Here is a 24517-nt window from a genome sequence, read left to right as displayed (position 1 = left end):
TGCCGGTGGCGGTGGCGGCGGCGGCAACCCGGGATGACCCGGCTCACCCGGCGGGGCAGCGGCGGCGGCGGTTCGGCTAACGTTCCGGCTCGTGACCACGACGAGTGCCGGAGCCGGGCTGACAGTGGTCGGCATCGGCGCGGACGGCTGGTCCGGGCTGGCCGACGCCGGCCGCCGGGCGCTGCGCGCGGCCGAGGTGGTGCTCGGCGGGCGCCGGCAGCTCGACCTGCTTCCCGACGAGCTGTCGGCCCGTCGGGAGAGCTGGCCCAGCCCGCTGCTGCCGGCGTTGCCCGGCCTGCTCGACGCGCACGCCGGCCGGCGGCTCTGCGTGCTGGCCAGCGGTGATCCGATGTGGTTCGGGATCGGGGCACGGATCGTCGAACTGGTCGGTCCGGATCGGGTGACCGTGCTGCCGCACCCGTCCTCGATCAGCCTGGCCTGCGCCCGGCTCGGCTGGCCGGTCGAGCGGGTGTCGGTGGTCAGCGCGGTCGGCCGCGACCTGGCCCGGGTACGCCGGCTGCTCGCTCCCGGCCGGCGCATCCTGGTGCTCAGCGCCGACGCGTCGACACCGGCCGCGCTGGCCGCCCTGCTCACCGACGCCGGCTACGGCCCGAGCGCCATGACCGTGCTCGATTCGCTCGGCAGCGCACCGGGCGACCGGTCCGGCCAGGCACACGGGTTCGGCCAGGCACACGGGATCGGCCAGGCGCATGGGATCGACCAGGCGCACGGGCCCGAGCGGCGGTGGGACGGGACCGCCGAGGACTGGGCACATCCGCCGGGGGCGTCGTTGAACGTCGTGGCGGTGCGCGCGGTGGCCGGCCCGGTGGCGGTACTCCGGTCCACGGTGCCGGGCCTGCCGGACGACGCGTACGAACACGACGGCGCGCTCACCAAGCGGGAGGCGCGGGCGCTGGCGCTGGCCCGGCTCGCCCCGGCTCCCGACGAACTGCTCTGGGATGTCGGCGCGGGTTCGGGCAGCATCGGTATCGAGTGGCTGCGGGCCGAGCCGACCTGTCGGGCGGTGGCGGTCGAGGCGCGTACCGACCGGGCCGGGCGGATCGTCGCGAACGCGTCCGCGCTCGGCGTGCCGGAGCTTCGGGTGGTGGTCGGCCGGGCTCCGGAGGCGCTGGCCGGGTTGCCGGCCCCGAACGCGGTCTTCGTCGGTGGCGGGCTGGCCACCGAGGGCCTGCTTGACGCGTGCTGGGCGGCGCTGGCCCCGGGCGGCCGGCTGGTCGCGCACGCGGTGACGATCGAGGGGGAACACGAGTTGACCATCCGTGCCGCGCGTCTCGGCGGCGACCTGACCCGGCTCGGTGTGGAGCGGGCCGCGCCGCTGGGCGGCTTCACCGCCTGGCAGCCGGCTCGGGCGCTCGTGCAGTGGGCGGTGACGAAGCCGTGCCGGTGACCTTTGTCGGCGCCGGGCCGGGCGCCGCCGACCTGATCACGGTACGCGGCCAGCGGGTGCTGGCCCGTGCCCGGCTCTGCCTCTACGCCGGCAGCCTGGTCCCGCCGGAGCTGCTGGAATGCTGCCCGCCCGAGGCGGAACTGGTGGACACCGCCGACCTGACCCTGGACGAAATCGTGGCCCGGATGGTCGACGGGCACCGGGCCGGTCACGAGGTGGCCCGGCTCTGCTCCGGCGACCCGTCGATCTACAGTACGGTGGCCGAGCAGTTGCGCCGGCTGGACGAGGCCGGCGTGCCGTACCAGATCGTGCCGGGCGTCCCGGCGTTCGCCGCCGCCGCCGCGACGCTGGGCCGGGAGCTGACCGTGCCGACGGTCGGGCAGACGGTGATCCTGACCCGGGCGCGGGCCCGGTCCACGGCGATGCCGGCCACCGAGGAGCTGGCCGTGCTCGGGGCGAGCCGGGCGACCCTGGTGCTGCACCTGGCGGTCGGCCGGACCCGCGAGCTGGTCGGGCAGCTCGTCCCGCACTACGGCGAGGACTGCCCGGTGGCGGTGGTCGCCCGGGCCAGCCGCCCCGACGAGCTGGTGCTGCGCGGCACCCTGGCCGACATCGCCGACCAGGTCGAGCAGGCCGGCGTACGCCGGACAGCGGTGATCGTCGTCGGCCGGGTGCTGGCGGCCGAGGGTTTTCCGGACAGCTACCTCTACTCCCCCGGCCGGGACCGGTCGGCGAAACACTAGGGACGGACGGCCATGCGGAAGATCCTGGTCATCGGCATCGGCGCGGGCGACCCCGCGCAACTGACCCTGGAGGCGGTCCGGGCGATCGCCGAGGTCGACGTCTTCTTCATGCTGGAGAAGGGCAGCGTGAAGCAGGATCTGCTGGCGTTGCGGCAGGAGATCCTGCGCCGGCATCCGACGAAGCCGGGTCACCGGGTGGTCGAGCTGCGCGACCCGGACCGGGACCGGACGACACCGGCCTATGTGGACGCGGTGGACGAGTGGCGGCGTCGCCGGGCGGAGCTGCTGCGCACGCTGATCCGGGACGAACTGCCGGAGGACGGCTGTGGCGCCTTCCTGGCCTGGGGAGATCCGGCGCTCTACGACAGCACGCTCGGGGTCATCGAGGAGATGCTGGCGGACGGGACCGTCGACTTCGACTACTCGGTGGTGCCCGGAGTGAGCAGCGTGTCGACGCTCGCCGCCCGGCACCGGATCGGGCTGAACCGGGTGGGCCGCGCGTTCCAGGTCACCACCGGGCGGCTGCTCGCGCAGGGCTGGCCGGCCGGGGTGGACGACCTGGTGGTGATGCTCGACGCGCACTGCACCTTCACCGAGGTCACCGAGCCGGACGTGCGGATCTACTGGGGCGCCTACCTCGGTACGCCGGACGAGATCCTGGTCGCCGGCCCGCTCGCCGAGGTCGGTCCGAAGATCGTCGAGGTACGCCGGGCCGCCCGCGAGCGCAAGGGCTGGATCATGGACACCTACCTGCTCCGCCGCAGTCTCCCGCAGCAGGACTGACCACCCGCAGGGTTTGCCGCGCGGACGCGGCGCGCGGAGAAGACAAACTTCGGTATATCGCGTGACCCAATAGCGCGCTATTATGTTCCGCATGATAGCGGCGGAGCACCAGCCGGCCGACGACAACGACCGGCACACCCAACTGCTACGCGGCGTGCTGGACATGTGCCTGCTCGCCCTGCTGGCCCGCCGGCCCGCGCACGGCTACGAGTTGGTCCGGCGCATGGAGGATGCGGACTTCGGCACCATCAGCTACGGCACGATCTATCCCCTGCTGACCCGGATGCGTCGGCTCGGTCTCGTCGCCGACGAGCAGCAGGCGAGCCCGAACGGCCCACCCCGCAAGGTCTACGCGCTCACCGACCTCGGCCGGGTCCAGTTGGACGCCTGGCAGAAACAGTGGGACCGTTTCGCCGGCACGGTCGGCACCGTCCTCACCGCTTCCGACCACGACCCCAGCAGGAGTTGACCGTGGACACCATCGACAACGTTCTGGCCGAAGCCGACCGGGCCTGGCGGGCGTACGGGATCGGCCGGACCGATCGGGCGGCCCTCGCCGCCGACCTCCGGCTCGACCTGGAGGCAGCGGCGGCGGACGGCGGCGACCCGGCGCAGTTGGTCGGCGCTGACGTGGCCGGCTTCGCCCGCCGGCTCGCCGAGGAGGCCGGGGTCCGACGGGTACGCCGAGAGTACGGCCGGCTGGTCCGCACCGCCCTGGCCGGCGCGGCCCTCGGTGGCGTGGCCGGATACGCCGTGCTGGCCGCCCTGTATCCGCTGTTCGTGCGCGCGGTGGACATTCCCCGTTCGATCGAGATACCCGTCCAACTCGCCGTCGTCGGCTACTACGGCGTGCCAGCCGCCATCGTCGTCGCCGGTGCCGTCACGGCGGTCCGGCTCCGGCTGGGCGACCTCCCGCAGATCAGGAGAACCGCCTGGCTGATGGGGGCGCTGCTGCCGGTTGCCGGCATCCTGGTCACCCCGTTGACCATGGCCTTCGCCTGGTCCACCGGCTACAGCAACGCGCCGGAGGTGGTCCTTGCGGAGGTCGCGATGGTGCTGGGCGCGCTGGCCGGCGCGACGATGCTGGCCCGTCGGCTGTCGCTGCTCGACCGACGGGCAACGCCGGACGCCACTCCCCCGGAGTCCCGGCAGATCAGAGCAGCCTGACGGTTCACCGGGACCGCTGCCGGCGGCACGCCTTCCGATCTTGCCGTTCGCCTCGCACGCGCTCGGCCGGCCCACAGATGGCAGGATCCACGACATGGAGTTCGCCGAGGTCATCCGCCGCCGCCGGATGGTGCGCCACTATTCCGACCGCCCCCTGAGCCCAGAGGTCGTCGAAAAGATCCTGGCCAGTGCGGTGCGCGCACCGTCGGCCGGCTTCAGCCAGGGCTGGGCCTTCCTCGCCCTCACCGATCCGACCGATCGGGCACGCTTCTGGCCGTTCGTCCCGACCCGCGTCAAGCAGACCCCGACCATGCAGGATGCCCCGCTTGTGGTGGTGCCGCTGGCGCACAAGGCGGCGTACCTGGCCCGCTATGCCGAGGTCGACAAGGGCTGGACCGACCGCTCCGAAGCCCGCTGGCCCGTGCCGTACTGGTACGTCGACACCGGCATGGCCGCGCTGATGATGCTGCTGGCCGCCGTCGACGAGGGTCTGGGCGCCTGTTTCTTCGGCATCACGCCCACCGCGGATGACGACTTCGATCCCGTGGTCGACGTCCCCGCGCACACCGCCAGGTTCAAGGCCGAGTTCGGCATCCCCGAGGAGTACTCACCGATCGGCGGCATCTGTATCGGCTACCGGGCCGACGACCTGCCGGCACAGAACCCCGCCGTCGCGGGACGCCGTCGTGCCCCCGCCACAGTCATCCACCGTGGACAGTGGGGTAATCAGTAGCGCTCTCTGATCCGAGTCGCCCGACCAGTCTGCCGAGCTGTCCTGACAGGCCCGTGTGCGTTGCGACGCAACCTCAGGAACGGCGCCCGGCCACGTCGTCGACGAACGATCGCCAGGCGACCTCGCCGAAGGCGAGAGTGCCGCCGTCGCGGTTCTTGCTGTCACGGACCAGCACTCGGCCCCGAAAGTTGTCGGCAACCTCGACACAGGCACCGCCGTTGTTACCGCTGCGGGTGCTCGTGCGCCAGTAGGCGCAGGCCAGATCATCCATGCTGGACTGCTTTCTCGATCAGTGCCAGTCTCTAAAGATCAAGTACGTCATTCTCATTCACTATGGCTGGCAGGGTCATCTTCTCGGAACCGGTCCTCTGCAAGACGGTCCCCGTTCGGGCTTGACTACAGACGCCGAACCACACCGTTGACGAACCGCTGCCACGCCGCCGGCTGCAAGGCGAGAATGCCACCCTCACGATCCTTGCTGTCGCGGACCATGACGATCCCGGGAAGGTTGTCGGCAACCTCCACACAGGAACCGCCGTTGTTGCCGCTGCGTGTGCTCTTGCGCCACCGCGCCCCGGTCACGTCCACGATGTTGCCACCTCCCTGAGCAGGTCCAGGGACTGCTCCTCCGAAAGCGCCTTCCCCCGAATGCGTTCCCACCGATGTCCCAGGGTAGCAATGTCCGCCGCGCCGTCCACGATCTGCGCACGGACCTGGCTGTCGACATGGGCGGCGCGGACACCGTCGGGAAGGTCGGCCAGGATGAACGGTCCCCCGAGCCCGGGGTACATCCCCACGCCGGCCGGCACGACGTGGACCTGGACGGTCGGCAGGTCAGCGAAGGCGATGATCCGTTCAATCTGCTCACGCATCAACCTGCCGTTGCCGTTGACGTGCCGATGCAGGACCGACTCGTCCATGACCGCGACGAAGAGCGGCGGCCGGTCGCGATGGAGAACGGCCTGCCGACCGATCCGGGAGGCCACAAGCCGGTTGATCTCCTCGGTTGTCAGCGGCTCGCCCGCCAGGGTCGCCCGTGCGTACTCCTCGGTCTGGAGCAGGCCGGGCACCCAGGCCAGTTCGTACCACCGCAGTGCGGTTGCCTCGCGCTCCCACCCGATCCATCCGCGAAGCCATACGGGCTCGCGCCTCTTCAGAACGTCCGGCCGAAGGTCCACTACGTCCCTGCCCACCAGCGCAGCGACCTTGGACCTGTGCCGAGTCTGCGGTATCCGTCCATGCGTCACCCACCGGGCCGCCGTCTTCGGATCGACACCGATTTGACCTGCCAGCGACTCGGCCGTGTGGCCGCCCTCGATCATGGCCCGCCGAAGCTCCCGGTTCATACCGCCTCCGAAATGGACGCGTTAAACGTCGGAGTTACGAACTAGTGCGCGGTGTGATTATCCGGCTACCCAGCGCACGATCTCAATGAAGCGTCGTCCCGCCACCGTTCATGCCGTAGCGGAGGCGCGTTACGAGGGGCGGCCGACAACCGGCGCCGCCTCTGTCCCGGCCAATGGAGGGCACCGACATGAGACTCTGGCGCAGGCTGAAGCCCTATCACCGCCGCGACTGGCGGCGCCTCTGGCGGTACTGCCGCTGCGGTTTCCGCGGGCGCTGTCCGGACTCGGTGGAACTGGTACCGATGCCCTATCAGCCGCCACCCGTACCGCCGCTGGCCCGTCGGCATCGTCGGGCGCCCAGCAATCCGAGACCGTCGGTCGAGCTGACCGAGCAGGAGCGGACCGAGATTTGCGCTCTGAACCCGCAGGCCTCTCCCCCGCCCGGCCGGACTCGAGCAACCAATCGCCGATCAGCCTGGGTGGCACCCGTCCGCTCGCCTTCGCCGAACGGCAGCGCCCGGACCCGCACCCCGGAGCAGCAGGCCCGGCGCGGTGAACGGGTGTGACCGTTGATCGGGCCGCAGGAGCGTTGGCACCGGCACGTACGGCGGAAACAGGCCCGGACCGGCGGGCACCTTCCGCTGGCGTCGTACCAATGTCGAGTCTGTGGCGATCCCTGGCCGTGCCGGCCGGCGCGGCTGGCGCTGCTGATCTCGTTCCGGGGTGACCGGATCGGGCTGATGGTCTACCTCGGCGCGCACCTGGCCCGCGCCCTGCAACAGCTTCCCGACACCCATCCCGCGCTTGTCGCCGGCCAGATCCTCTACTGGCTCCCCCGCCGCCGTTGAGCCGCCCGACCACGCTCCGACCCCGGACCGAAATGATGGGTCCGGGGCCGGAGACCTACGGTCGCCGCACTATCGCTGGGCGGTCTCCGTCACCCGTCCCGCACCCGGCTGCGGCACCACGTCCTGCCGATCCACCAGCTCCTGCTGATCCGCCATCCGCCGTTGACGCGAGCGGTCGGTGAACCACGACAGCGATCCCGGTCGGCGGGCTTCCTTGACCAGTGCGGAGACGGTCTGCTTGCACACGGTCTCCTTCACCACCGCCGAGAGGCGACCGCCGACGTAGAACCCGCGTGCGACGTCGTCCTTGCCGGCGAGCTGGACGAGGCCGGAGCGGCGGCCGAGGCTGAGGCACTGGCCGACGAATCCGAGACTGACGGGCTTGGGCTCGGCGGCGGCGAGCCGGCTCAGTACCGTTTCGGCCGCCTGCGCGCCGAGCGGGAGGGCGGCCTGGCAGCTCATCCGCATCGGCTGGTCCGATGGCGCCGCTGCGTCGCCCGCCGCGACGATCCGCTCGTCGTCGACGCTGGTGAGCGTCTCGTCGGTGAGCAGCCGGCCGGCGGCGTCGGTGGCGAGACCGCTGCGCCTGGCCAGGTCCGGCACACCGAACCCGGCGGCCCAGATGGTGACCGCGCTGGGCAGTTCGCGGCCGTCGGCGAGGGTCACGGTGTCGGACGTCACCGCCGCCACCGTGGCGCCGGCTCCCTCCAGCACCGTCACGCCGAGCCTGGCCAGCCGCTTCGCGACCGCCCGGCGGCCCTTGCCGTGCAGGTACGGGCCGAGCACCCCGCCGCAGACCAGGGTCACCCGGCGGCCGGCTTCGCCGAGTTCGGCGGCGGTCTCGATGCCGGTCGGCCCGCCGCCGACGACGGTGACCGGGGCCGAGCGGTCGGTGGCGTCGAGGACCGCACGCAGCCGGTGTGCCTGTTCCAGGCTGTCGACCGGGTAACCGAACTCGGCCACTCCCGGCACCCGGGACTCGGGACTGCGGCTACCGACGGCGTAGATCAGGTAGTCGTAGTGCAGCCGGTCCCCGGAGGCCAGTTCCACGCTGCGGCCGGCGGCGTCGATCCGGGCCACGGTGTCGACAACCAGGCGTACGCCGGTGCCGAGTACGTCGGCGTAGTCGACCACCGCGTCGTCCGTACCGGCGGCGAGCTGGTGCAGCCGGATGCGCTCGACGAACGTACCGCGCGGGTTGACCAGGGTCACCGTCACGTCGTCGCGCTTGCGCAGGCGGTTCGCCGCGACCACTCCGGCGTAACCGCCACCGATCACGACCACCTCGGTGCTCATCGTGATCATTCCCCTCTGTCCGGGCGTCGGGCGCCTGTCGCGCCCCTCACCACCTCGGACGGGGCGGCGACGGCGGATGTGACAGCCCGGCGGAGCCGGCCGGCTCGGTGGCTCAGCCTGGCGGCGGCACGAAGGGACCGGGTGCGCCGTCGGCGAACGGCCAGGTGATCCGCTCCGCCCGCAGGTCGTCCACCAGGCCGCGTACGTAGCGCAGCTCGGCGTCCACCACCTGCCGCTGGTATTCCGCCTCGATGGCGAACAGCCGGGGCAGGAACCTGCCGACCTCGGCGATCTCCCGGTCCAGGGCGTCGAGCCGCTCCGCCAGCCGGGCCATCCGCAGCGTCAGCGCCTCGACCGCGTCCGCCGGGGAGAGGTTCGGCAGGAAGGAGAGCGCGGCCGGGAACTCGGGATACTCCGCCGTCGGGGTGGCGAGCATCACGCGGAGCCAGGCGGCGAGCGTCGCCCGCCCGGTGTCGGTGATCCGGTACGTCGTGCGTTCCGGCCGGTTCTCGGCCCGCTCGGTGGCGGCGACGGCGACCAGCCCGTCCCGGACCAGCCGCTGGATCGTCTGGTAGACGCTGTTGCGCTGGCTGACGTTCACCACGTCGTCCTTGCGCCGCTCCTTGATCAACTGCTGCATCCGGTACGCGTGCATCGGCTCCTCGGTGAGCATCGAGAGCACGGCGAGCGCGAGGACGGAACGGCGCGGTTCGGACACCGGTCGAGCGTAGCCGTTGACGTTTCGCTAGTCATAACATGTATAGTCATTTCATGAGTAGCCCCTCTCCTCTTCCCGTCGTACCGCGCTCCACGGCCCGACGTCTCGCCCTCGGTGCCGTGGTCGGGCCGGTGCTGTTCACACTCACCTGGCTCGTCCTCGGCGCCGTGAGCGACGGATACACCCTCTTCGGGCACCGGTTCACCGACTACTCGCCGGTCAGCCAGCCGATCAGCGGGCTCGGCATGGGGTCGACGGCGGCGTACATGAACACCGCCTTCGTCGTCACCGGCCTGATCCTGATCGTCGGGGTGGTCGCGGTGTTCCGGGCCGTACCCGACGGCCGTACCGGGTTGCGCCGCTGGGCGGTGGTGCTGCTCGGATGCAGCGGGATCGGCCAAGCTGTGTGCGGGCTCTACGACCTCGAAGCGGTACTGCCACACACCGTCGGCTTCGTCCTCGCCATCGGCGTTCCGATCGCCGGCTTCCTGGTCGCCGGCACATACTTCCGCGGCGTCCCCGGCTGGCGGCGGTTCGGGAGTTGGCTGCTGCTCGGCAGCCCGCTGACGCTGATCCTGCTGGTCGCCTTCTTCGCCACGTTCCAGCCGACCGCCGACGGCGCCGAGACCGGTGTCGCCGGGCTCGTGCAGCGGCTCGGCATCCTCGAACTGCACGCCTGGTTCGTGGTGATGGGCTGGCTGGCGTACCGGCGTACCCGGCCGCCCTTCCGGCTGCACCACCGGACCCTCGCCGAGCAGGCACGTGCGACCGACCACGGCGAGCACGGGGAGAGCAGGATCGCGATCCAGGCGGGCAACACAGCCGCTCCGGACCATCCCCGAGTGCGCGGGGAGCAAACAACAGGAGGCGGACGCGGAGCGACCGTCTAGGGATCACCCCCGCGTGCACGGGAAGCCGATGCGCTCGTGCTCGCTCGGAGCGGCGACTACCGGTCAGTCGCCGGCCGCGAGGGCACGTCGGCGGCGCAGCAGCGGCGGTACGCTGCCGAGCAGCCCGACGCCCAGCGCCAGCGTCCCCCAGCCGTAGCCGGCGAACCCGTCCAGTCCGAGCACGTGGTCCAGCGACCAGGCGCCGGGCCCGGTGTACGCCAGCACCACGGCGAGCGCCGCGTAGACGAAGGCGACTTCGTACCCGCCGAGGTGCGCCCAGAGTCCGTTGGGGACGTTGACGGAGGCGGCCACCACCATCGTGCCGAGTACGACGGCCGCGCCGAGCGGGGTGGCCAGGCCGAGTGCGATGAGCACCGCGCCGAACAGCTCGGCGGCCCCGGCCAGCAGCGCCATCGCCCGGCCGGGCCGGAAGCCCCAGGTGTGGAAGGTGGCGCCGGTCCCGTCGGGCCCCTGGCCACGAAACCAGCCGAACAGCTTCTGGCTGGCGTGGCCGAAGAGCAGCGCCGCGAGCAGGAGCCGGAGCAGCAGCAGGCCGAGGCTCATGCCGTACCCGCCGAGCCTGGTCCGGCGCCGTAACCGGCGGCGGCCGGTCGGCCTGCGGTGGACCGACGGCCGGGGGTGGACCCGGCGATGGGTGCGGGACGCGCGAGCGCGGTCGACGGTGCCATGACTCCCTCCTCCGGAGCTAACTGCTGCGCACCTAGTTGACGGACGAGTGTCCGTCAAACGGACACTTGTACGTCACAATCTCCGCCGCCTCCTGTAGGATGTCAAGACTCTTATCGGAACCATCCCGATGGGCGCGGACCAGTGTTCGCTTGACGGTCAGAAGCGGAGCGTCAGTGGGTCCCGGGATGCCGCTCGGCACTTCCGGCGGGCCCGTGGTGAACTGGTGGGCGCCCGACTCGGTGCACCGGTGGACGCCCGCTCGCCTGCCCGAGCAGGGTGCGGCACCGCAACGGCGACGATCGGATAGAGGCGGACGATGGCACAACGCGGCGAAGGACCGGACTTCATCGAGGCCCTGGCCCGAGGGCTCAAGGTGATCACCGTCTTCCACGCCGACCAGCCCCGGCTGAGCCTCAGCGAGGTGGCCGCCGCCGCCGGCCTGGCCCGGCCGACCGCCCGGCGCTTCCTGCTCACCCTGGAGGAACTCGGCTACGTCCGGGCCGACTCCGGCGGCTACGAACTCACTCCCCGGGTACTCGAACTCGGCATGGCGTACGTCGGCGCGCTCTCGCTCTGGGACATCGCCCGCCCGCACATGCAGGATCTGGTCGCCGCCACCGGGGAGTCCAGTTCGATGGCCCAGCTCGACGGCTCGGACATCGTCTACATGGCCCGGGTCGCCGTACCGAAGATCATCGCGCTGCGGGTGCAGATCGGCACCCGCTTCCCGGCGAGCGTGACCTCGCAGGGCAAGGTCCTGCTCGCCGCGCTCGACCCGGAGACGCTGACCGCGACACTGGCCCAGCCCAGCCGCTCGGGCGTCGAGCCACGGATCCGGCACACCCGTGCGGCCCTGGACGCCGCGCTCCGGGAGGTGCGGGCCCGGGGCTGGGCGCTCGCCGACGACGAGCTGGCCTCCGGCATCCGCTCGATCGCGGTGCCGATCCGGGACGGCCACGGAACGGTGCGGGCCGCGATGAACGTGACGGTCAACTCCGCCGAGACCAGCGTTAAGGTTCTGGTCGAGCAGCACCTGCCGCACCTGATCAGGGCGGCCAGCGCGATAAGCGCGGACTGGGCCCGCTGGCAGTCCCGGCCGCAGGTCGAGGTGCCCGGCACGATCGACGCCGCCGCCACCGCCGCCCGGCGCTGACCCGGGACGGCGGTGCCGGCACCGCGCCGCCTCAGGTGGCGATGTCCGGGTACGGCAACGAGAAGTGCGCCAGCCGGGCCGCGTAGTGCTTCTGGAAGCCGAGCGGTTCGTCGTGGTCCCGTTCGAACATCGCGATGAACAGGGTCAGCGTCAGGAACGGGTGCGCGCCCAACTCGAACAGCCGCACGTGATCGTGGCCGACCAGCGCCGCCCGCTCGGCGTCGGTGAAGCGCAGCCAGGTGCTCGCCTCGCCGGTGTGGCAGTTCAGCACCGCGTTCGCGCGTTCCGCCTCCCACCACGCGACCATGCCGTGCGGATCCTCGCGGTAGCGCTCGACCAGCTCCGGATCCCGGTCGACGGTGTAGAGGAACTTGTTCAGCAGATACTTGCTCATCGCCCCGCCACCCCCGCCGGCACGCCGTTCGGATACCAGGTGAAGTACGCCTCCATGGTGTGGAACAGGTCGAGGGTGTCGACGTGGTCCGCTCTGGCGCCCGCCCCGGCCACCCCCATCATCAGCATGAAGTCCATGAAGCCGTGGGTGGCGTTCCCCGGCGAGTGCAGGCTCTCCAGGGTCACCTCGGCGAGGCAGCGCTCCAGGTCGCCGGTGGCGATCCACTCCACCGCCTTCCGGTCGAACTCCGGGTCGGGGCCGTGCGGGCCGAACTGGCGCGGGCCGCCGAGTTCCAGCGACAGGTGACCGGTGCCGACGATCGCCACCCGCAGGTGGCTCGGCCACGACTCGACAAGCTCCCGGATGGTCTGCCCGAGCTGCACGAACCGTTTCGGCTGCGGCAGCGGCGGGGCGAAGATGTTGGTGTAGATGGGCACGATCGGCAGGTCCGCCTCGGGCCGCAGCGTGATGATCGGGCAGGTGATGCTGTGGTCGATCCGCAGCTCGTTGCTGAACGCCAGGTCGAAACCGGCGTCCAGGCCCTCGCGGAGCAGGTGTGCGGAGAGGTCCTCCTGGCCGCGCAACAGCATCCGGGGCAGCCCGAACTCGCGCTCCTCGTTGTACCAGTTGGCGTCGTAGAACGGCGCCTTGCCGACCAGGAACTGCGGCATGTTGTCCAGCCAGAGCTGGTGGAAGTGGTCGGAGCCGACCATCACCAGCACGTCGGGGGCGGCCCGGGTGAGCGTCTCCCGGAAGGCCAGGATCTTGCGTACCCACTCGTCCGCGAACGGCGGCCGCTCCTCGCCCTGCGCGGTGCTGGCCCGGTAGTAGAACGGATGGTGGGTGGAGGCGATCACCGCGGCGATGGTGGCCATCGCGGCTCCTTTCAGGCGGGGTCGGGGGGTACGTAGCGGGCGTTGCGGTCGACGGTGCGGTAGATCTCCATCCCGAGGCCGGTGCGGCGCTCCTCGGCGAGGTGGCCGAGCAGCCCGGCGGCGCGGGCCAGCAGCGCGAACCCACGCAGCAGCTCCGGCGGCAGCCCGAGGTCGGCCAGCGCGGCGCCGCACACCCCGGCGCCGTTCAACGGCAGGGTACGGCCGAGCACCCGCGGATGGACCCGGCCGATCGCCTCGAAGAGCCGCAGGTGCGGGCCACGCTGGCCCTCCCGCTCGGCGAGCGCGATGAGCACCGGGGTACGCGGGTCCCGCACCTTGTGCACCGGGTGCCCGAGTCCGGGCACCAGCCGGCGCTCGGCCCGGGCCCGGGTCACGGCGGCGAGGGCCACCTCGTCCCAGCCGGCGTCGTCGGTCGGCTCCCTGGTCAGCTCGCCGAGTGTCTCGGCGAGGAACCGTCCGCTGTCCTCGGTGACGCCCAGGAACCGGGAGCCACCGCCGAGCAGTCCGGCGGCGAGCGCCCCCTGCAACGCCTCCGGGGCGGACTGGTACGTCACCCGGGCGGCGATCGCGGTCGGAGTGAAGCCGTGGTCGGCGAGGGCGACGAGGACCGCTTCGAAGACGCGTACCTGGGCCGGGCTCGGACGGCGGCCGGCGACCAGCCAGAAGGCCAGCTCGCCGAAGCCCACCTTGCCGATCAGGTCGGCGGCGAGGTCCTGGCCGAGCAGCCGGATCCGGTCGGCGTCCGAGGTACCGATCGAGGTGGGAAAGCTCGGTCCCGGCCCGCCCGGCTCCGGGGCGGTCAGTTCTCGGTCAGCCACGCGCGGATCTCCTCGCCGTGTTCGTCGAGCCCCGGCGGGGGCCTGTCGTATCGGGGACGGGTGGCCGAGAGGGTGATCGGGTTGCGCACCATCGGCACCGCGCCGGCCCCCTCCCCCACCGTCACCACCGGGTCGAGGCCGACCTGTTCGGCGAAGGCCACCCCCCGGTCGATGGTGTTGATCGGCGCGCACGGCACGCCGGCGGCGATCAGGTCGGCGAACCACTCGTCCCGGGTCCGGGTGCGCAACCGCTCGACCAGCAGCGGGCGCAGCTCGTCCCGGTTGGCGGTGCGGTCCTGGTTGCGCCCGAACCGGGGGTCGTCGACCAGCTCCGGCAGCCCGAGTACCTCGCAGAGTTTGCGGAACTGCCCGTCGTTGCCGGCGATGACGATGAGTTCGCCGTCGGCGACCGGCAACGGCTCGTACGGGAAGAGGCTCGGGTGCGCGTTCCCCATCCGGTACGGCACCACCCCGCCGGCGACGTACCCGCTGCTGTGGTTGACCAGTCCGGACAGTGCCGAGGAGAGCAGGTTCACCTCGACGTGCTGGCCCCGGCCGCTGGTGCCGCGGTGGTGCAGGGCGGCCAGGATGCCGATGTTGGCGTGCATCCCGGCCATCACGTCGAAGACCGAGATGCCGGCCCGGTACGGCGAGCCGTCCGGGTCACCGGTCAGGCTCATCAGCCCGGAGATCGCCTGCACCATCAGGTCGTAGCCGGGCAGCGAGGCACCTGCGCCGGTGCCGAAACCGCTGATCGAGGCGTAGACGACGCCCGGGTTCCCGGCCGCCACCGAGTCGTAGTCGAGGCCGAACCGGCGCATGCCACCGGGCTTGAAGTTCTCGATCAGGACGTCGGCGCGGGCGGCCAGGGCGCGGGCCACGGCGAGGTCCTCCGGCATGCGCAGGTCGAGGGCGATGGAGCGCTTGTTCCGGTTGATCCCGAGGTAGTAGGTGGCCACCCCGTCCCGGACCGGGGGCATCCAGGTCCGGGTGTCGTCCCCGGCCGGCCCCTCGACCTTGATCACGTTGGCGCCGAGGTCCGCCAGCAGCATCGTGGCGTACGGGCCGGCGAGGATCCGGGAGAAGTCCGCCACCAGCAGTCCGGCCAGCGGTCCGGGCGCGTCACCGGTCCCGGGCTGATCCGCCATGCTTCCGCCTCCGTCCGTCTCGCGGACGTTTGTCCGTCGCCGACAGTCTGTTCTCGTCCGCCACCGCTGTCAACCGCCCACAGGGCGGCGGGGCGAGTCGGCGGGCCCGGGTGCCGACGCCCTCTCGATCGAGCCGTCGGAGCCGCTCAGACCAGCGGCCCGAGCCGGAACACTGTGCGTTGACAGGCATGAAACACCGGGACAATAATTGCGCCACTTCTCTGCGCCCGCTATACGGACGATCGTCCGCGTAGATCACTCCGTCGATAGGAGTTGACGATGGCCACCACCGAATCCGACCGCCCGGTGCTGCTGCGCAACGGGCTGGTGCTCACCATGGACGACGCACACACCGTGCTGCCCGGCGGCGACGTACTCGTCGTCGGCGACCGCATCGCCGAGGTCGGTGTCGGGCTGACCGCCCCCGAGGGCGCACGGGAGATCGACGCCAGCGGCGGCATCGTCATGCCCGGGATGATCGACACGCACCGGCACATGTGGCAGACCGCGATGCGCGGCTACGGCGCCGACTGGACCCTCACCCAGTACTTCGTCTGGTACTACCTGGAGTCCGGCAAGCTCTTCCGGCCCGAGGACATCTACGCCGGCAACCTGCTCGCCGCCATCGAGGCGATCGACGCCGGAGTCACCACCACCGTCGACTGGTCGCACGGGCTGCGGACCCCACAGCACGCCGACGCCGCCGTCGACGCCCTGGAGGCGGTCCCCGGCCGTTTCGTGCTGGCGTACGGGAACATCCAGCAGGGGCCGTGGGAGTGGGCGACCAGCCCGGAGTTCCGCGACTTCGTGCAGCGCCGGATCGCGGGCAGGGGCGACATGCTCGGCTTCCAGATGGCCTTCGACGTCACAGGTGATCCCGCCTTCCCGGAGCGGGCCGCCTTCGAGGTAGCCCGCGAACTCGGCGTGCCGGTCACCACCCATGCCGGTGTCTGGGGCGCCACCAACGACGACGGCATCCGGCTGATGCACGAGAACGGGTTCATGACCCCGGCCACCGTCTACGTGCACGCGGCCACCCTGACCCGGGACTCGTACAACCGGATCGCCGCCACCGGCGGATCGGTCTCGGTCTCCACGGAGAGCGAGCAGAGCGCCGGCCAGGGCTACCCGCCCACCTGGCAACTGCGGCACCACGACATCCCGGTCTCGCTCTCCATGGACACCAGCGTCTGGTGGAGCGGCGACCTGTTCACCGCGATGCGGGCCACGCTCGGCGCGGACCGTTCCCGGGAGCACCTGGAGGCACACGCCCGGCAGGACACGATCACGCACTGCCACCTGCGCGCCGAACAGGTGGTCGAGTGGGCCACCCGGGGCGGCAGCCGGGCTCTCGGCCTGGACGACCGGGTGGGCAGCCTGGAGCCGGGGAAGAAGGCGGACGTCGTACTCGTCAAGAACGACGACTCGCCGGTGATGTTCCCGATCCTCAACCCGTACGGCCACGTCGCCTTCCAGGCACAGCGCGGTGACGTGCACACCGTGCTCGTCGACGGCCGGCTGGTCAAGCACGAGCACCGGCTGGTCGGCGTCGACCTCGGCCGGGCGCGGCAGGAGGTGGAGCGGACCGTCGAGTACCTGGTCGGGTCGATGGGCCGGGAGGCCTGGGAGAAGGGCATGAACCCGGACGTGCCGGAGACCAAGGTGTTGGACAACCCGTACACCTACACCGAGTGGGACGCAGGCTCGGCCCAGTGGAAGCGCTGAGCGCGACCGCCGCCGGTCCGGCCACACCGGGCCGGACCGGCGGACCAACTCGGTTCCGGTGATCGCCTCGGGTCAGGGCGCCGGTCGACGCAACGGTGCGAGGGCGTCCGCCCAGGCGACCACCTCGGTGAAGAGCTGGCCCAACGTCGCCTCGTGCCCCGGCGCGGGTGAGAAGGTGGTGAACGCCTCGAAGTCGGTGGCGAGCGAGAGGTTCAACTGCGTCCGTACGGTGGCCATCTGCACCGCGGCGGCGATCAGCCGCAGGTGCTCCACCGCTCGGGCGCCGCTCACGGTGCTGCCGTAGCCGACGAAACCGGCCGCCTTGTTGTTCCACTCCCGGTAGAGGTAGTCAATGGCGTTCTTCAGCGCCGAGGGGATCGACCGGTTGTATTCGGGAGTGACGATCACGTATCCGTCGAACCCGGCGATCCGGCCGCTCCAGGCACGGCTGTGCTCGTGCTCGTAACCGCCGAGCAGCGGCGAGCGAGGCTCGTCGTACAACGGTAGTGCGTAGTCCGCGATGTCGACGACCTCGACGTCGACGTCGTCCCGCTTGCCACCGTGTCCGGCCACCCAGTCGGCGACCTGCCGGCCGACCCGGCCGGGACGGGTGCTTCCGACGATGACGGCGATTCTTGTCATGTGCGTTCCTCTGCTGTCCGCGGCGGCCCCCGGCCGCCCGACTGTCGGCTATCGCCAATGAGGAACGTGCGGCCGTCCGGGATAGTCCCGTCCGGGCACACGCACTTTCACCGCCGCTGCTGACTCGAAGGTAGGAATTGCGCTCAGGGCGCCGCTGCCCGATCGAATTTCTTCGGGCTCGACCCGCCGGCCGACGCGTCCGCCGGCCGGACCGTCCGAATGCCGTCCCGCGCCGGGGCCAGCATGCCTGTCGTACTCGGGCCGGCATGCCGTGTCGTACCGCCGCCCCGGCGACGTTCGATGGCTACCATCGGAAACGGCCGGCGACCGGGGTTGCGGCGGGCGGCCCGGACGGTCGGTTCCCTACCGGAGAGGACGAATAGCGTGGGCGCGGCACTGCGGTCCGAACTGACGGCGCGCGGCGTGTCCCCGGAATGCGTGGAGACGATCGTTCTCGTCCGTGACCTCCTCGCCCGGGTCGGCGACCGGTGGACCATCCTGATCGTCAGGTGCCTGGCTCCGGGACCGTTGCGCTTCACCGCCCTGCACGAACAGGTCGCCGGAATCTCGCAGCGCATGTTGAGCCATACCCTGCGTGCGCTGACCCGGGACGGCCTGGTCAGCCGGACCGCCCACGCCGAGGTCCCACCCCGGGTCGAGTACGCGTTGACCCCGCTGGGTCGGTCGCTCGACCAGGCCGTCGGCGATCTCGTGCACTGGGTACGGGACCACCAGGGCGACATCACTCGGCACCGTGACGAGTACGACCGGGGCTGACGATCGCATCACTCGGCTGGCCTCCGACCTGCCCGTCCGGACGGTGCCGTCGCGGCCGTGGAGTGGACCGACGCCGCCCACACCATTGGCGTAGCCGCCCGGCGATCACCAGTCGCGGCTCGCGGCCCGACGGTGCCGTCGGCAGCTGCCGGTTGTGGCGTCGAACTCGGTAGCGCGGGTTCGCGCTGGTCATCGCCGAATCTTCCGGGTGGGTGAACCGAATTTCCCCTGGGTAGAGTAGTCGTCGCGTCGGTCGAAGGCGGGCGTCGACCATGAACCAGAAGGGATGATGCATTGGCACCGCCAGCGGGCAGCGCGTCACGTACGTCCGTCAACCGCCTGGCCTTCGCCATACCGCTGCTCTCGGTAGCGACCCTGGTCGCGGTCTGGGGACGGAGCCTCCCCACCCCGGTCGAGGCGGTCGTGGTGCTCCTGCTGGCCGGCTCGGTACTCGCCGCCGTGCACCACGCGGAGGTGGTCGCCCACCGGGTCGGCGAGCCGTTCGGTTCGCTGATCCTCGCGGTTGCCGTGACCGTCATCGAGGTGGGCCTGATCATCACGCTGATGGTCTCCGGCGGCCCCGGCACGGCCTCGCTGGCCCGGGACACCGTTTTCGCGGCCGTGATGATCACCTGCAACGGCATCGTCGGGCTGTCCCTACTGGTGGCCACCACGCGTCGCCGGGTGACCTCGTTCAACGCCGAGGGCACCGGCGCCGCCCTGGCCACCGTCGTCACGCTCGCCGCGCTCAGCCTGGTGCTGCCCACCTTCACCCTCGGTACGTCGGGACCGGAGTTCACCGGTGCCCAGCTGGCGTTCGCCGCGGTCGCGTCGCTGGTCCTCTACGCCCTCTTCGTGGTGGTGCAGAGCGTCCGGCACCGCGACTACTTCCTGCCGGTCGAGGACGGCAGCACCCAGCGGCGCGCCAAGCCCAGGCCCAGGTCCGAGCCGGCACCGAAGCGGAAACCGGCGCGGGTCGGCGACAACGCCACGGTGGACGACGATGCCACGTCGAGCGACGACGTCGCAGTGGACGACGGCGACGCGCACGCGGCGGCGCCTTCCACGTCGACCACGCTGATCAGCCTCGGCATGCTCGTCGCCGCCCTCGTCGCGGTGGTCGGCCTGGCCAAGGTGGAGTCCAAGACCATCGAGGACGTGGTCACCGACGCCGGCCTGCCGCACGCGGTCGTCGGTGTGGTCATCGCGCTGCTGATCCTGCTGCCGGAGACCATCGCGGCGGTCCGCCACGCCCGCCGCCAGCGGGTGCAGATCAGCCTCAACCTCGCCCTCGGGTCCGCCATGGCCAGCATCGGTCTCACCATCCCGGCCATCGCGATCGCCTCGCTCTGGCTGGACGGACCACTGCTGCTCGGTCTCGGTTCGACCCAGATCGTCCTGTTGGCGCTGACCGCCGGGGTCGGCATCCTGACCGTGATGCCCGGCCGGGCCACCGTGTTGCAGGGCGCCGTACACCTCTCCGTCTGCGCCGCGTTCCTGTTCCTGGCCGCCAACCCCTGACCCCTCGACGGCACCGTCGAGGTGGAGGCCGGGGGGCCGGGGGTCAGCCTGGCGGTGTGGCACCGGCCGGGCCGGGCTTGACCGCACGGGTCGCGAAGTAGCCGGGCAGCCAGCCGGCGGTGGCGTCGGAGTGGTGCGGCGCCTCGGTGAATCCGACGAGGACGAACCCGGCGGCGAGCTGACCGCCGATCTGCTCGGCCAGGCTGTGACTGTGTTCCAGTGGTGCGTCCGGCCCCCACAGTCGCTCGCGCTCCTCCGCCGGCACGTGCGTGAGATCGCTGTACGGCAGTCGGTGCCGCACCACCAGCTCGCCACGCCCGTCCAACGCCTCGTGGTCGAAGAGGTAGACGTCGGGGTTGACGAAGCCACAGAGCAGCGCGCCACCCGGCCGCAGCACCCGGAAACACTCCCGCCACACCGGGGCGAGCTCGGGGACGAAGAGGTTCGAGACCGGGTTGAAGACCAGGTCGAAGGAGGCATCGGCGAAGACCGACAGGTCCCGCATGTCGCCGAGTACCGTCCGCAGCGCCAGGCCGTCCCGCCGGGCCACCAGCTCGTCCTGGTCGAGCTGCCGTGGCGAGTTGTCGAAGACGGTGACGCGGGCACCGGCGGCGGCGAGCGTCGGGCCCTGCTGCCCACCGCCGGAGGCCAGGCAGAGTACGTCCGCGTCCGCCAGGTCGGCCGGAAACCAGGCGCGGTCCACGGGCTGATGACCGATGAGTACGACGGACCAGTCGCCGGCCCGGGCCCTGGCGACCGTCTCCGCCGGGACCGGCCGGGACCACTCGTTGCCCTTGTCGACCTGCCGGTCCCAGGCCGTCCGGTTGTGCAGCACCGGATCGAGGTTCATCGGCCCACGTTAGCGGCCGGCCCACTGACCGCCGGACGAATATCCCATCTCGCTCTGGTGCTGGCCGTGCTGGTGCTGGCCGTGCTGCTGCTGGCCGCTCTCGTGCTGGCCGTGCCGGTGCTGGGCGGGTGTCGGCTGGCGGTGCTCGACCGGACCCCGGTGCGCCGACGCCAGCCAGCCCGGCAGGCTCTCCGGGCTCACCGGCTCGCCGAATAGGCCACCCTGTGCGCCGGAACAACCGGACCGGGCGACCGCGTCGAGCAGGGCCGGCGAGGCGATCCCCGCCACGACGGTGGGCATGCCCAGGGACCGGGCCAGCTCCACGGTCGAGCGGACCACGACGGCGTCCTGCGGGCTGTCGAGCATCGGCTCGACGAACGACGGGTCCAGTTTCAGCTCGTCGACCGGCATGCTCCGCAGCCGGGTCAGGGACGGTGCCGACCGGCCGTAGTGGTCGAGGCAGAGCCGGACCCCGAAGTGCCGGAACTGGCCCAGCGCCGTCGCCGTCCGACGGGCGTCGACAAGCAGCACCTCCTCGGCGATCTCCAGGGTCAGCGCCGCCGAGGGCATGCCCACCTTGTTGATCATCTTCGCCACGTCGTACGGCAGGTGGGAGTCGAGCACGTCGGCCACCGAGATGTCCGCGGCCACCCCCAGGTCGTAGCCCCTGCCACGCCAGGCCGCGCAGCTCTCCGTCGCCGACCGCAACAGGAGCCGGGTGAGTTGCCGGGTCAGCCCGACCTGTGCCGCCAGTCGTTGCAACCGCTCCGGCTCGATCCAGCCGTAGACCGGGTGACGCCAGCGCAGCAGCGCCTCCAGCGCCACCGGGCGGCGCGTCGCCAACTCGACCTTCGGCTGGTAGTACACGAACAGTTGCTCGTTCTCGACGGCGCGCAACAGGTCCGGCAGCAGGTGCGAACTCAGGTCGCCGCGCAGGCTCGGATCGTAGATCTCGACCTCCGAGCGGTTCGCCTTCGCCGCGTGCAACGCGTCGGCGGCACAGTGGATCAGTTCGGCGGCGGTGGTCGCGTGTCCGGGCGCGATGGACACCCCGGCGCTCAGCTCGATCCGCACCGGGACCGGGCCGGCGTTGACCGGACTGCCCAGGCTGCGCAGCAGGTGAGCGGTGTCCCTGGCGATGCTCTCCGGGGTGCCGGCCGCCACCGTACGCAGGATGGCGATCTCCGCGCCGCCGAGCCGCACCGCGACCGCGTCGCCCGGCAGCGCCGCACGCAACCGGGAGCCGACGGTGTGCAGGATCGTGTCGCCGGCCGTGTACCCGAGGGTGCGGTTCATCTCCCGCAGGTGGTCCACGCTCACGATGGTGAGCGGCAGCGCCGCGCCCGGCGGCAGGCCGCCGAGCATGCCGGGCAGCGCCGAGTCGAGCACCCGCCGGTTACCCAGACCGCTCAGCTCGTCCGTCGTCGCCTCGACCCGGGTACGGGTCAACTCGCGGGTCTGCTCGAAGGTGAGCGCCGTCCGGACGCCCGCCGCGACCAGGCACCCGCCGGCCAGGACGATCGAGACCGGGTGCAGCCGCACGAGCGTGCCGACGATCAGCACCCCGAGCGCGCAGAGCGAGAAGAGGATCGGCACCAGCAGTGCGACGAAGCCCTCCACCTCGTCCACCCGGCGGCGGCGGCGCAGCGAGCCGGCCAGCGCCATCAGGCCGAGGCCGACCATCCACACGCCGTCGATCCAGGTACCGTCCTGGTAGGTGTCGCCGGCCAGGCCGAACAGGTACGCCGTGTCGGCCACCGCGAAGGCCCCGGCGCCCACGCCCAGCAGCCACCACACCGGATCGGTGCGCCACCGCACCATGGCCAGTGCCGCCACCGCGACGACCATCAGCACCAGGTCGCCGATCGGATAGCTCAGGTTGGTGACCGTCTCCCCGAACGCCGCACCGGCATCGGTCGGCAGCACGTCGGTGAGCGTCACTGCCGAGAAGACCGCCCCGGCGGCCAGTGAGGTGACCACACCGTCCAGCCACACCGAGGCGGGCAGGCGGCGTACGGTGGCTCGGGCCAGGGCGATGAAGCCGACGTACGCCAGCGGGTAGAGGCCCACGTAGAAGACGTCCGCGAGAGAGGGCACCGGGATGTCGCCGGCCTCGGCACCGGCGAAGTTGGCCGCCCAGTAGATGTCGCCGGCCGACCACGAGGCGATCCCGGCCCCCACACACCCCCAGGCGAGCCGGTTGTGCCGGACCAGGATCGGCCGGGCCAGCGCCAGCAGTGCGGTGGCGACCAGCACCGCGGAATAGCACCAGGTGTCCAGGAAGGCGGGTCGCTGGCCGCCGAACGGAATCAGGGTGCTGGCCGCGTACGCCACGGCGAGGGTCCCGACCAGCCCTTTGGCCGCCCGGTACAGGGGCGAGTCCAGTACGGCCAGGTCGGGGTCCGGGGCGGGGCCGGCCGTGCGGAGACTGCTCACTGCTGTCCTTCTTCCGATCCGGGTGCGAAGCGTCGTCGGGCAGGGCGGTGGGCGCCGACCGATTCGCCGACTCTGCGGGCCCGGGGCGGTCTGCCGACCGGGCGTGGTCCTGCCGCGGCATCACCCGCCGACAGTCCGGGAACACCGGCGCCGGAAAGGCGGCCGGAAATGCCTTCGGGCCAGCGGCTGACTTTGCCGGTGGACGCCGGTGCGCCCGGCTGCCCGCATCCGCGGCCCCATTGGTCGCCGCACCTGGCAGCGTCGGTCGCCATTGCTCTGCTCGCCCCGTCTGAGCACCGACTTCAATACCCGAAATCACGCACTCGTCGGTGCGAGCCGCGGGTCCTGCGCTGTGCCGGACCGTAAGCTATCACGGCCGCTTTCCGTCCACAATCAACACCGGCAGCGCGCTTCACGGCGCGTGGCACAGCACAGGAGCGGCGGACCAGTCCGATCATCGCGGCAAATATGATCATGCTATTCCCGCCGCCCCGCCACCTTCGCCGGCGACACCGGCTCGACAATCCCGACGACCCGGGCTCTGGGCAGGAAGTTCAGCATGTCGTCCGGACCGGCGACACCCGGCAACCGCATTTGCGCAGGCTGCGGCACGGTCGCTCGTACCGTTTGCGGAACTGACTACCCGGTCAGTTTTTTCCGCCTGGTGCGAACACTCGCTTGGTTCTATGCAGGCGGTGCGGGGTAAAGTCCGGCACAGAGACCAGCCAACGGGAGGAGTCGGGGCGTGGCCAAGCAAGTAATCCACAAGTTGGTCGATGACCTGGACGGCGGCGACGCCGACGAAACCGTCAGGTTTTCCCTCGACGGTGTGCAGTACGAAATCGACCTTTCCGCGAAGAACGCTGGCAAGTTGCGGGACGCCTTCGCGCCCTACACGGCATCCGGCCAGCGCCTCGGTCGGGGCGGGGCGGCGGTCGGCGGCCGCCCGGCCCGGAGCAGGGGCGGTGCGACCGGAAACCGGGAGCAGAACAAGGCCATCCGGGCCTGGGCCAAGGAGTCCGGCCGGGGAATATCGGACCGTGGACGTATTCCGCAGGAGATAGTCGACGAGTACCACGCGACGACCGGTCGGTGAGTCCGGTTCCGACGGGTGGAGGCGGCGCGAGAAACGATGCGCTCAGCCGGGTGGCGGCAGCCCGGCGGTCAGGTCCAGCGCGGTCGCGATGAGTGCGTGCGCCCGGGTGGTGATCGCGGTGAGCAGCCCGTTGGCGTGCTCGTCGCTGTGCCGGGCGGCCGCCTGGAGAGCGTGCAGGGCGTTGTCGAGCTGGTCGAGCCGGGCGTCGAGGTCGTCGGCTACCGGTCGGCGCAGGGCCGCCGCGATCTCCTGCAACGACACACCGTGCGCCTCCAGCGCCCGGATCGTCGCGATCCGCTCGACCACCTCGGGCGGGTAGAGCCGGTAGTTTCCGCCGGAGCGGGCGGCCGGGGCGATGAGATCGAGGCTGGTGTAGAAGTCGACGGTACGCGGGGAGACACCGGCCTGAGCCGCCACCTCACCGATCCGCAACAGAGTC

27 protein-coding genes are annotated in these 24517 nt (G+C 71.5%); 13 read left to right on the top strand and 14 right to left on the bottom strand.

All coding sequences use genetic code 11. The features are described from left to right. The first annotated feature begins 91 nt into the window (after nt 1–91). The 6 genes from cbiE to ACN28A_RS28465 all read left to right on the top strand — a co-directional run bounded on the left by cbiE (nt 92) and on the right by ACN28A_RS28465 (nt 4834). Entirely contained in the window at nt 92–1408 is a 1317-nt protein-coding gene (gene cbiE, locus ACN28A_RS28490; RefSeq protein ID WP_421400160.1) for a precorrin-6y C5,15-methyltransferase (decarboxylating) subunit CbiE, read from the top strand. Beyond that, nucleotides 1405–2151: a precorrin-4 C(11)-methyltransferase gene (cobM, locus tag ACN28A_RS28485; protein ID WP_421400157.1), complete on the top strand. Its 747-nt coding sequence runs from the start codon at nt 1405–1407 to the stop codon at nt 2149–2151. Before cbiE ends, cobM begins: the two co-directional genes overlap by 4 nt. 12 nt (nt 2152–2163) lie before the next feature. Further along, a complete protein-coding gene (gene cobF, locus ACN28A_RS28480) occupies nt 2164–2934 on the top strand; it encodes a precorrin-6A synthase (deacetylating) (RefSeq protein WP_421400155.1) in 771 nt (256 codons plus the stop codon). 91 nt (nt 2935–3025) lie between these two features. Then, on the top strand, nt 3026–3403 hold the full coding sequence (locus ACN28A_RS28475) for a PadR family transcriptional regulator (protein ID WP_421400153.1): 378 nt from the start codon (nt 3026–3028) through the stop codon (nt 3401–3403). 2 nt (nt 3404–3405) lie between these two features. Further along, nucleotides 3406–4101 (top strand): hypothetical protein, encoded by a 696-nt coding sequence (locus ACN28A_RS28470; RefSeq protein WP_421400151.1) that lies wholly within the window; start codon nt 3406–3408, stop codon nt 4099–4101. A 94-nt stretch (nt 4102–4195) separates the two neighbouring features. Beyond that, nucleotides 4196–4834: a nitroreductase family protein gene (locus ACN28A_RS28465; protein ID WP_421400149.1), complete on the top strand. Its 639-nt coding sequence runs from the start codon at nt 4196–4198 to the stop codon at nt 4832–4834. Between the two features lie 73 nt (nt 4835–4907). Here the strand turns inward: ACN28A_RS28465 and ACN28A_RS28460 are convergent, their stop codons facing one another. The 3 genes from ACN28A_RS28460 to ACN28A_RS28450 form a co-directional block, all read right to left on the bottom strand. Next, nucleotides 4908–5105: a DUF397 domain-containing protein gene (locus ACN28A_RS28460; protein WP_421400147.1), complete on the bottom strand. Its 198-nt coding sequence runs from the start codon at nt 5103–5105 to the stop codon at nt 4908–4910. A gap of 125 nt (nt 5106–5230) precedes the next feature. Next, nucleotides 5231–5422 (bottom strand): DUF397 domain-containing protein, encoded by a 192-nt coding sequence (locus tag ACN28A_RS28455; RefSeq protein WP_421400145.1) that lies wholly within the window; start codon nt 5420–5422, stop codon nt 5231–5233. Continuing rightward, nucleotides 5413–6180: a DUF5753 domain-containing protein gene (locus ACN28A_RS28450; RefSeq protein WP_421400143.1), complete on the bottom strand. Its 768-nt coding sequence runs from the start codon at nt 6178–6180 to the stop codon at nt 5413–5415. The genes ACN28A_RS28455 and ACN28A_RS28450 overlap by 10 nt, the downstream gene beginning before the upstream one ends. Nucleotides 6181–6749: 569 nt before the next feature. Between ACN28A_RS28450 and ACN28A_RS28445 the strand changes: the two genes are divergently transcribed. Next, the gene (locus ACN28A_RS28445; RefSeq protein ID WP_421400141.1) at nt 6750–7028 is read left to right on the top strand and encodes a flavin reductase; all 279 of its coding nucleotides are present in this window, start codon (nt 6750–6752) and stop codon (nt 7026–7028) included. Nucleotides 7029–7097: 69 nt separating this feature from the next. Here ACN28A_RS28445 and ACN28A_RS28440 read toward each other — a convergent pair whose 3' ends face one another. Beyond that, a complete protein-coding gene (locus tag ACN28A_RS28440; protein WP_421400139.1) occupies nt 7098–8324 on the bottom strand; it encodes an NAD(P)/FAD-dependent oxidoreductase in 1227 nt (408 codons plus the stop codon). A 112-nt stretch (nt 8325–8436) separates the two neighbouring features. Beyond that, nucleotides 8437–9042 (bottom strand): PadR family transcriptional regulator, encoded by a 606-nt coding sequence (locus tag ACN28A_RS28435; RefSeq protein WP_421400137.1) that lies wholly within the window; start codon nt 9040–9042, stop codon nt 8437–8439. 53 nt (nt 9043–9095) lie between these two features. On the opposite strand from ACN28A_RS28435, the gene ACN28A_RS28430 reads away from it, so the two are divergent. Continuing rightward, on the top strand, nt 9096–9932 hold the full coding sequence (locus tag ACN28A_RS28430) for a DUF998 domain-containing protein (RefSeq protein WP_421400135.1): 837 nt from the start codon (nt 9096–9098) through the stop codon (nt 9930–9932). Between the two features lie 63 nt (nt 9933–9995). Here the strand turns inward: ACN28A_RS28430 and ACN28A_RS28425 are convergent, their stop codons facing one another. Further along, nucleotides 9996–10496 carry a DoxX family protein gene (locus ACN28A_RS28425; protein ID WP_421400133.1) on the bottom strand — a complete coding sequence of 167 codons (501 nt, stop codon included), beginning with the start codon at nt 10494–10496 and terminating at the stop codon, nt 9996–9998. 442 nt (nt 10497–10938) lie between these two features. On the opposite strand from ACN28A_RS28425, the gene ACN28A_RS28420 reads away from it, so the two are divergent. After that, complete coding sequence (locus tag ACN28A_RS28420; RefSeq protein WP_421400131.1) at nt 10939–11775, top strand: IclR family transcriptional regulator domain-containing protein; 837 nt, start codon at nt 10939–10941, stop codon at nt 11773–11775. A 31-nt stretch (nt 11776–11806) separates the two neighbouring features. Here the strand turns inward: ACN28A_RS28420 and ACN28A_RS28415 are convergent, their stop codons facing one another. The 4 genes from ACN28A_RS28415 to ACN28A_RS28400 are packed head-to-tail and all read right to left on the bottom strand — an operon-like array spanning nt 11807 to nt 15031. Then, a complete protein-coding gene (locus ACN28A_RS28415; RefSeq protein ID WP_421400128.1) occupies nt 11807–12169 on the bottom strand; it encodes a hypothetical protein in 363 nt (120 codons plus the stop codon). Further along, on the bottom strand, nt 12166–13044 hold the full coding sequence (locus ACN28A_RS28410; RefSeq protein ID WP_421400126.1) for an extradiol ring-cleavage dioxygenase: 879 nt from the start codon (nt 13042–13044) through the stop codon (nt 12166–12168). Before ACN28A_RS28410 ends, ACN28A_RS28415 begins: the two co-directional genes overlap by 4 nt. Before the next feature lie 11 nt (nt 13045–13055). Then, complete coding sequence (locus ACN28A_RS28405; protein WP_421400123.1) at nt 13056–13883, bottom strand: citryl-CoA lyase; 828 nt, start codon at nt 13881–13883, stop codon at nt 13056–13058. Continuing rightward, entirely contained in the window at nt 13865–15031 is a 1167-nt protein-coding gene (locus ACN28A_RS28400) for a CaiB/BaiF CoA transferase family protein (protein ID WP_421400120.1), read from the bottom strand. The genes ACN28A_RS28405 and ACN28A_RS28400 overlap by 19 nt, the downstream gene beginning before the upstream one ends. A 279-nt stretch (nt 15032–15310) precedes the next feature. On the opposite strand from ACN28A_RS28400, the gene ACN28A_RS28395 reads away from it, so the two are divergent. Continuing rightward, the gene (locus ACN28A_RS28395; RefSeq protein ID WP_421400118.1) at nt 15311–16756 is read left to right on the top strand and encodes an amidohydrolase family protein; all 1446 of its coding nucleotides are present in this window, start codon (nt 15311–15313) and stop codon (nt 16754–16756) included. A 72-nt stretch (nt 16757–16828) separates the two neighbouring features. Here the strand turns inward: ACN28A_RS28395 and ACN28A_RS28390 are convergent, their stop codons facing one another. Further along, nucleotides 16829–17398, bottom strand: coding sequence for an NADPH-dependent FMN reductase (locus ACN28A_RS28390; RefSeq protein WP_421400115.1), 570 nt, complete (start codon nt 17396–17398; stop codon nt 16829–16831). Nucleotides 17399–17782: 384 nt separating this feature from the next. Here ACN28A_RS28390 and ACN28A_RS28385 point away from each other — a divergent pair, with 384 nt between their 5' ends. Both ACN28A_RS28385 and ACN28A_RS28380 read left to right on the top strand, forming a co-directional pair. After that, nucleotides 17783–18175 carry a winged helix-turn-helix transcriptional regulator gene (locus ACN28A_RS28385; RefSeq protein WP_421400112.1) on the top strand — a complete coding sequence of 131 codons (393 nt, stop codon included), beginning with the start codon at nt 17783–17785 and terminating at the stop codon, nt 18173–18175. A gap of 294 nt (nt 18176–18469) precedes the next feature. After that, nucleotides 18470–19696 carry a calcium:proton antiporter gene (locus tag ACN28A_RS28380; RefSeq protein ID WP_421400110.1) on the top strand — a complete coding sequence of 409 codons (1227 nt, stop codon included), beginning with the start codon at nt 18470–18472 and terminating at the stop codon, nt 19694–19696. A 43-nt stretch (nt 19697–19739) separates the two neighbouring features. On the opposite strand, the gene ACN28A_RS28375 is transcribed toward ACN28A_RS28380, so the two are convergent. Continuing rightward, nucleotides 19740–20546: a class I SAM-dependent methyltransferase gene (locus ACN28A_RS28375; protein ID WP_421400108.1), complete on the bottom strand. Its 807-nt coding sequence runs from the start codon at nt 20544–20546 to the stop codon at nt 19740–19742. 9 nt (nt 20547–20555) lie between these two features. After that, nucleotides 20556–22982 (bottom strand): EAL domain-containing protein, encoded by a 2427-nt coding sequence (locus tag ACN28A_RS28370; protein ID WP_421400105.1) that lies wholly within the window; start codon nt 22980–22982, stop codon nt 20556–20558. A 745-nt stretch (nt 22983–23727) separates the two neighbouring features. Here ACN28A_RS28370 and ACN28A_RS28365 point away from each other — a divergent pair. Further along, nucleotides 23728–24078: a histone-like nucleoid-structuring protein Lsr2 gene (locus ACN28A_RS28365; protein ID WP_421400102.1), complete on the top strand. Its 351-nt coding sequence runs from the start codon at nt 23728–23730 to the stop codon at nt 24076–24078. A 42-nt stretch (nt 24079–24120) separates the two neighbouring features. Here the strand turns inward: ACN28A_RS28365 and ACN28A_RS28360 are convergent, their stop codons facing one another. Further along, a complete protein-coding gene (locus ACN28A_RS28360; protein ID WP_421400100.1) occupies nt 24121–24495 on the bottom strand; it encodes a MerR family transcriptional regulator in 375 nt (124 codons plus the stop codon). Nucleotides 24496–24517 lie beyond the last annotated feature (22 nt).

The sequence above is a fragment of the Plantactinospora sp. WMMB782 genome, assembly GCF_049179135.1.
Lineage (GTDB): Bacteria > Actinomycetota > Actinomycetes > Mycobacteriales > Micromonosporaceae > Plantactinospora.
The sequence above is the reverse complement of the archived record's forward strand: the minus strand, read 5'-3'. Positions and strand labels throughout refer to the sequence as shown.

Bases quoted from the DNA above. Each gene is read 5' to 3' on its own strand.
- ACN28A_RS28375 (WP_421400108.1), bottom strand. From the start codon at position 20,546: ATGAACCTCGATCCGGTGCTGCACAACCGGACGGCCTGGGACCGGCAG.
- ACN28A_RS28390 (WP_421400115.1), bottom strand. From the start codon at position 17,398: ATGACAAGAATCGCCGTCATCGTCGGAAGCACCCGTCCCGGCCGGGTC.
- cobF (WP_421400155.1), top strand. From the start codon at position 2,164: ATGCGGAAGATCCTGGTCATCGGCATCGGCGCGGGCGACCCCGCGCAA.
- ACN28A_RS28395 (WP_421400118.1), top strand. From the start codon at position 15,311: ATGGCCACCACCGAATCCGACCGCCCGGTGCTGCTGCGCAACGGGCTG.
- ACN28A_RS28400 (WP_421400120.1), bottom strand. From the start codon at position 15,031: ATGGCGGATCAGCCCGGGACCGGTGACGCGCCCGGACCGCTGGCCGGA.
- ACN28A_RS28475 (WP_421400153.1), top strand. From the start codon at position 3,026: ATGATAGCGGCGGAGCACCAGCCGGCCGACGACAACGACCGGCACACC.
- ACN28A_RS28410 (WP_421400126.1), bottom strand. From the start codon at position 13,044: ATGGCCACCATCGCCGCGGTGATCGCCTCCACCCACCATCCGTTCTAC.
- ACN28A_RS28430 (WP_421400135.1), top strand. From the start codon at position 9,096: ATGAGTAGCCCCTCTCCTCTTCCCGTCGTACCGCGCTCCACGGCCCGA.
- ACN28A_RS28460 (WP_421400147.1), bottom strand. From the start codon at position 5,105: ATGGATGATCTGGCCTGCGCCTACTGGCGCACGAGCACCCGCAGCGGT.
- ACN28A_RS28440 (WP_421400139.1), bottom strand. From the start codon at position 8,324: ATGAGCACCGAGGTGGTCGTGATCGGTGGCGGTTACGCCGGAGTGGTC.
- ACN28A_RS28465 (WP_421400149.1), top strand. From the start codon at position 4,196: ATGGAGTTCGCCGAGGTCATCCGCCGCCGCCGGATGGTGCGCCACTAT.
- ACN28A_RS28450 (WP_421400143.1), bottom strand. From the start codon at position 6,180: ATGAACCGGGAGCTTCGGCGGGCCATGATCGAGGGCGGCCACACGGCC.
- ACN28A_RS28420 (WP_421400131.1), top strand. From the start codon at position 10,939: ATGGCACAACGCGGCGAAGGACCGGACTTCATCGAGGCCCTGGCCCGA.
- ACN28A_RS28425 (WP_421400133.1), bottom strand. From the start codon at position 10,496: ATGAGCCTCGGCCTGCTGCTGCTCCGGCTCCTGCTCGCGGCGCTGCTC.
- ACN28A_RS28415 (WP_421400128.1), bottom strand. From the start codon at position 12,169: ATGAGCAAGTATCTGCTGAACAAGTTCCTCTACACCGTCGACCGGGAT.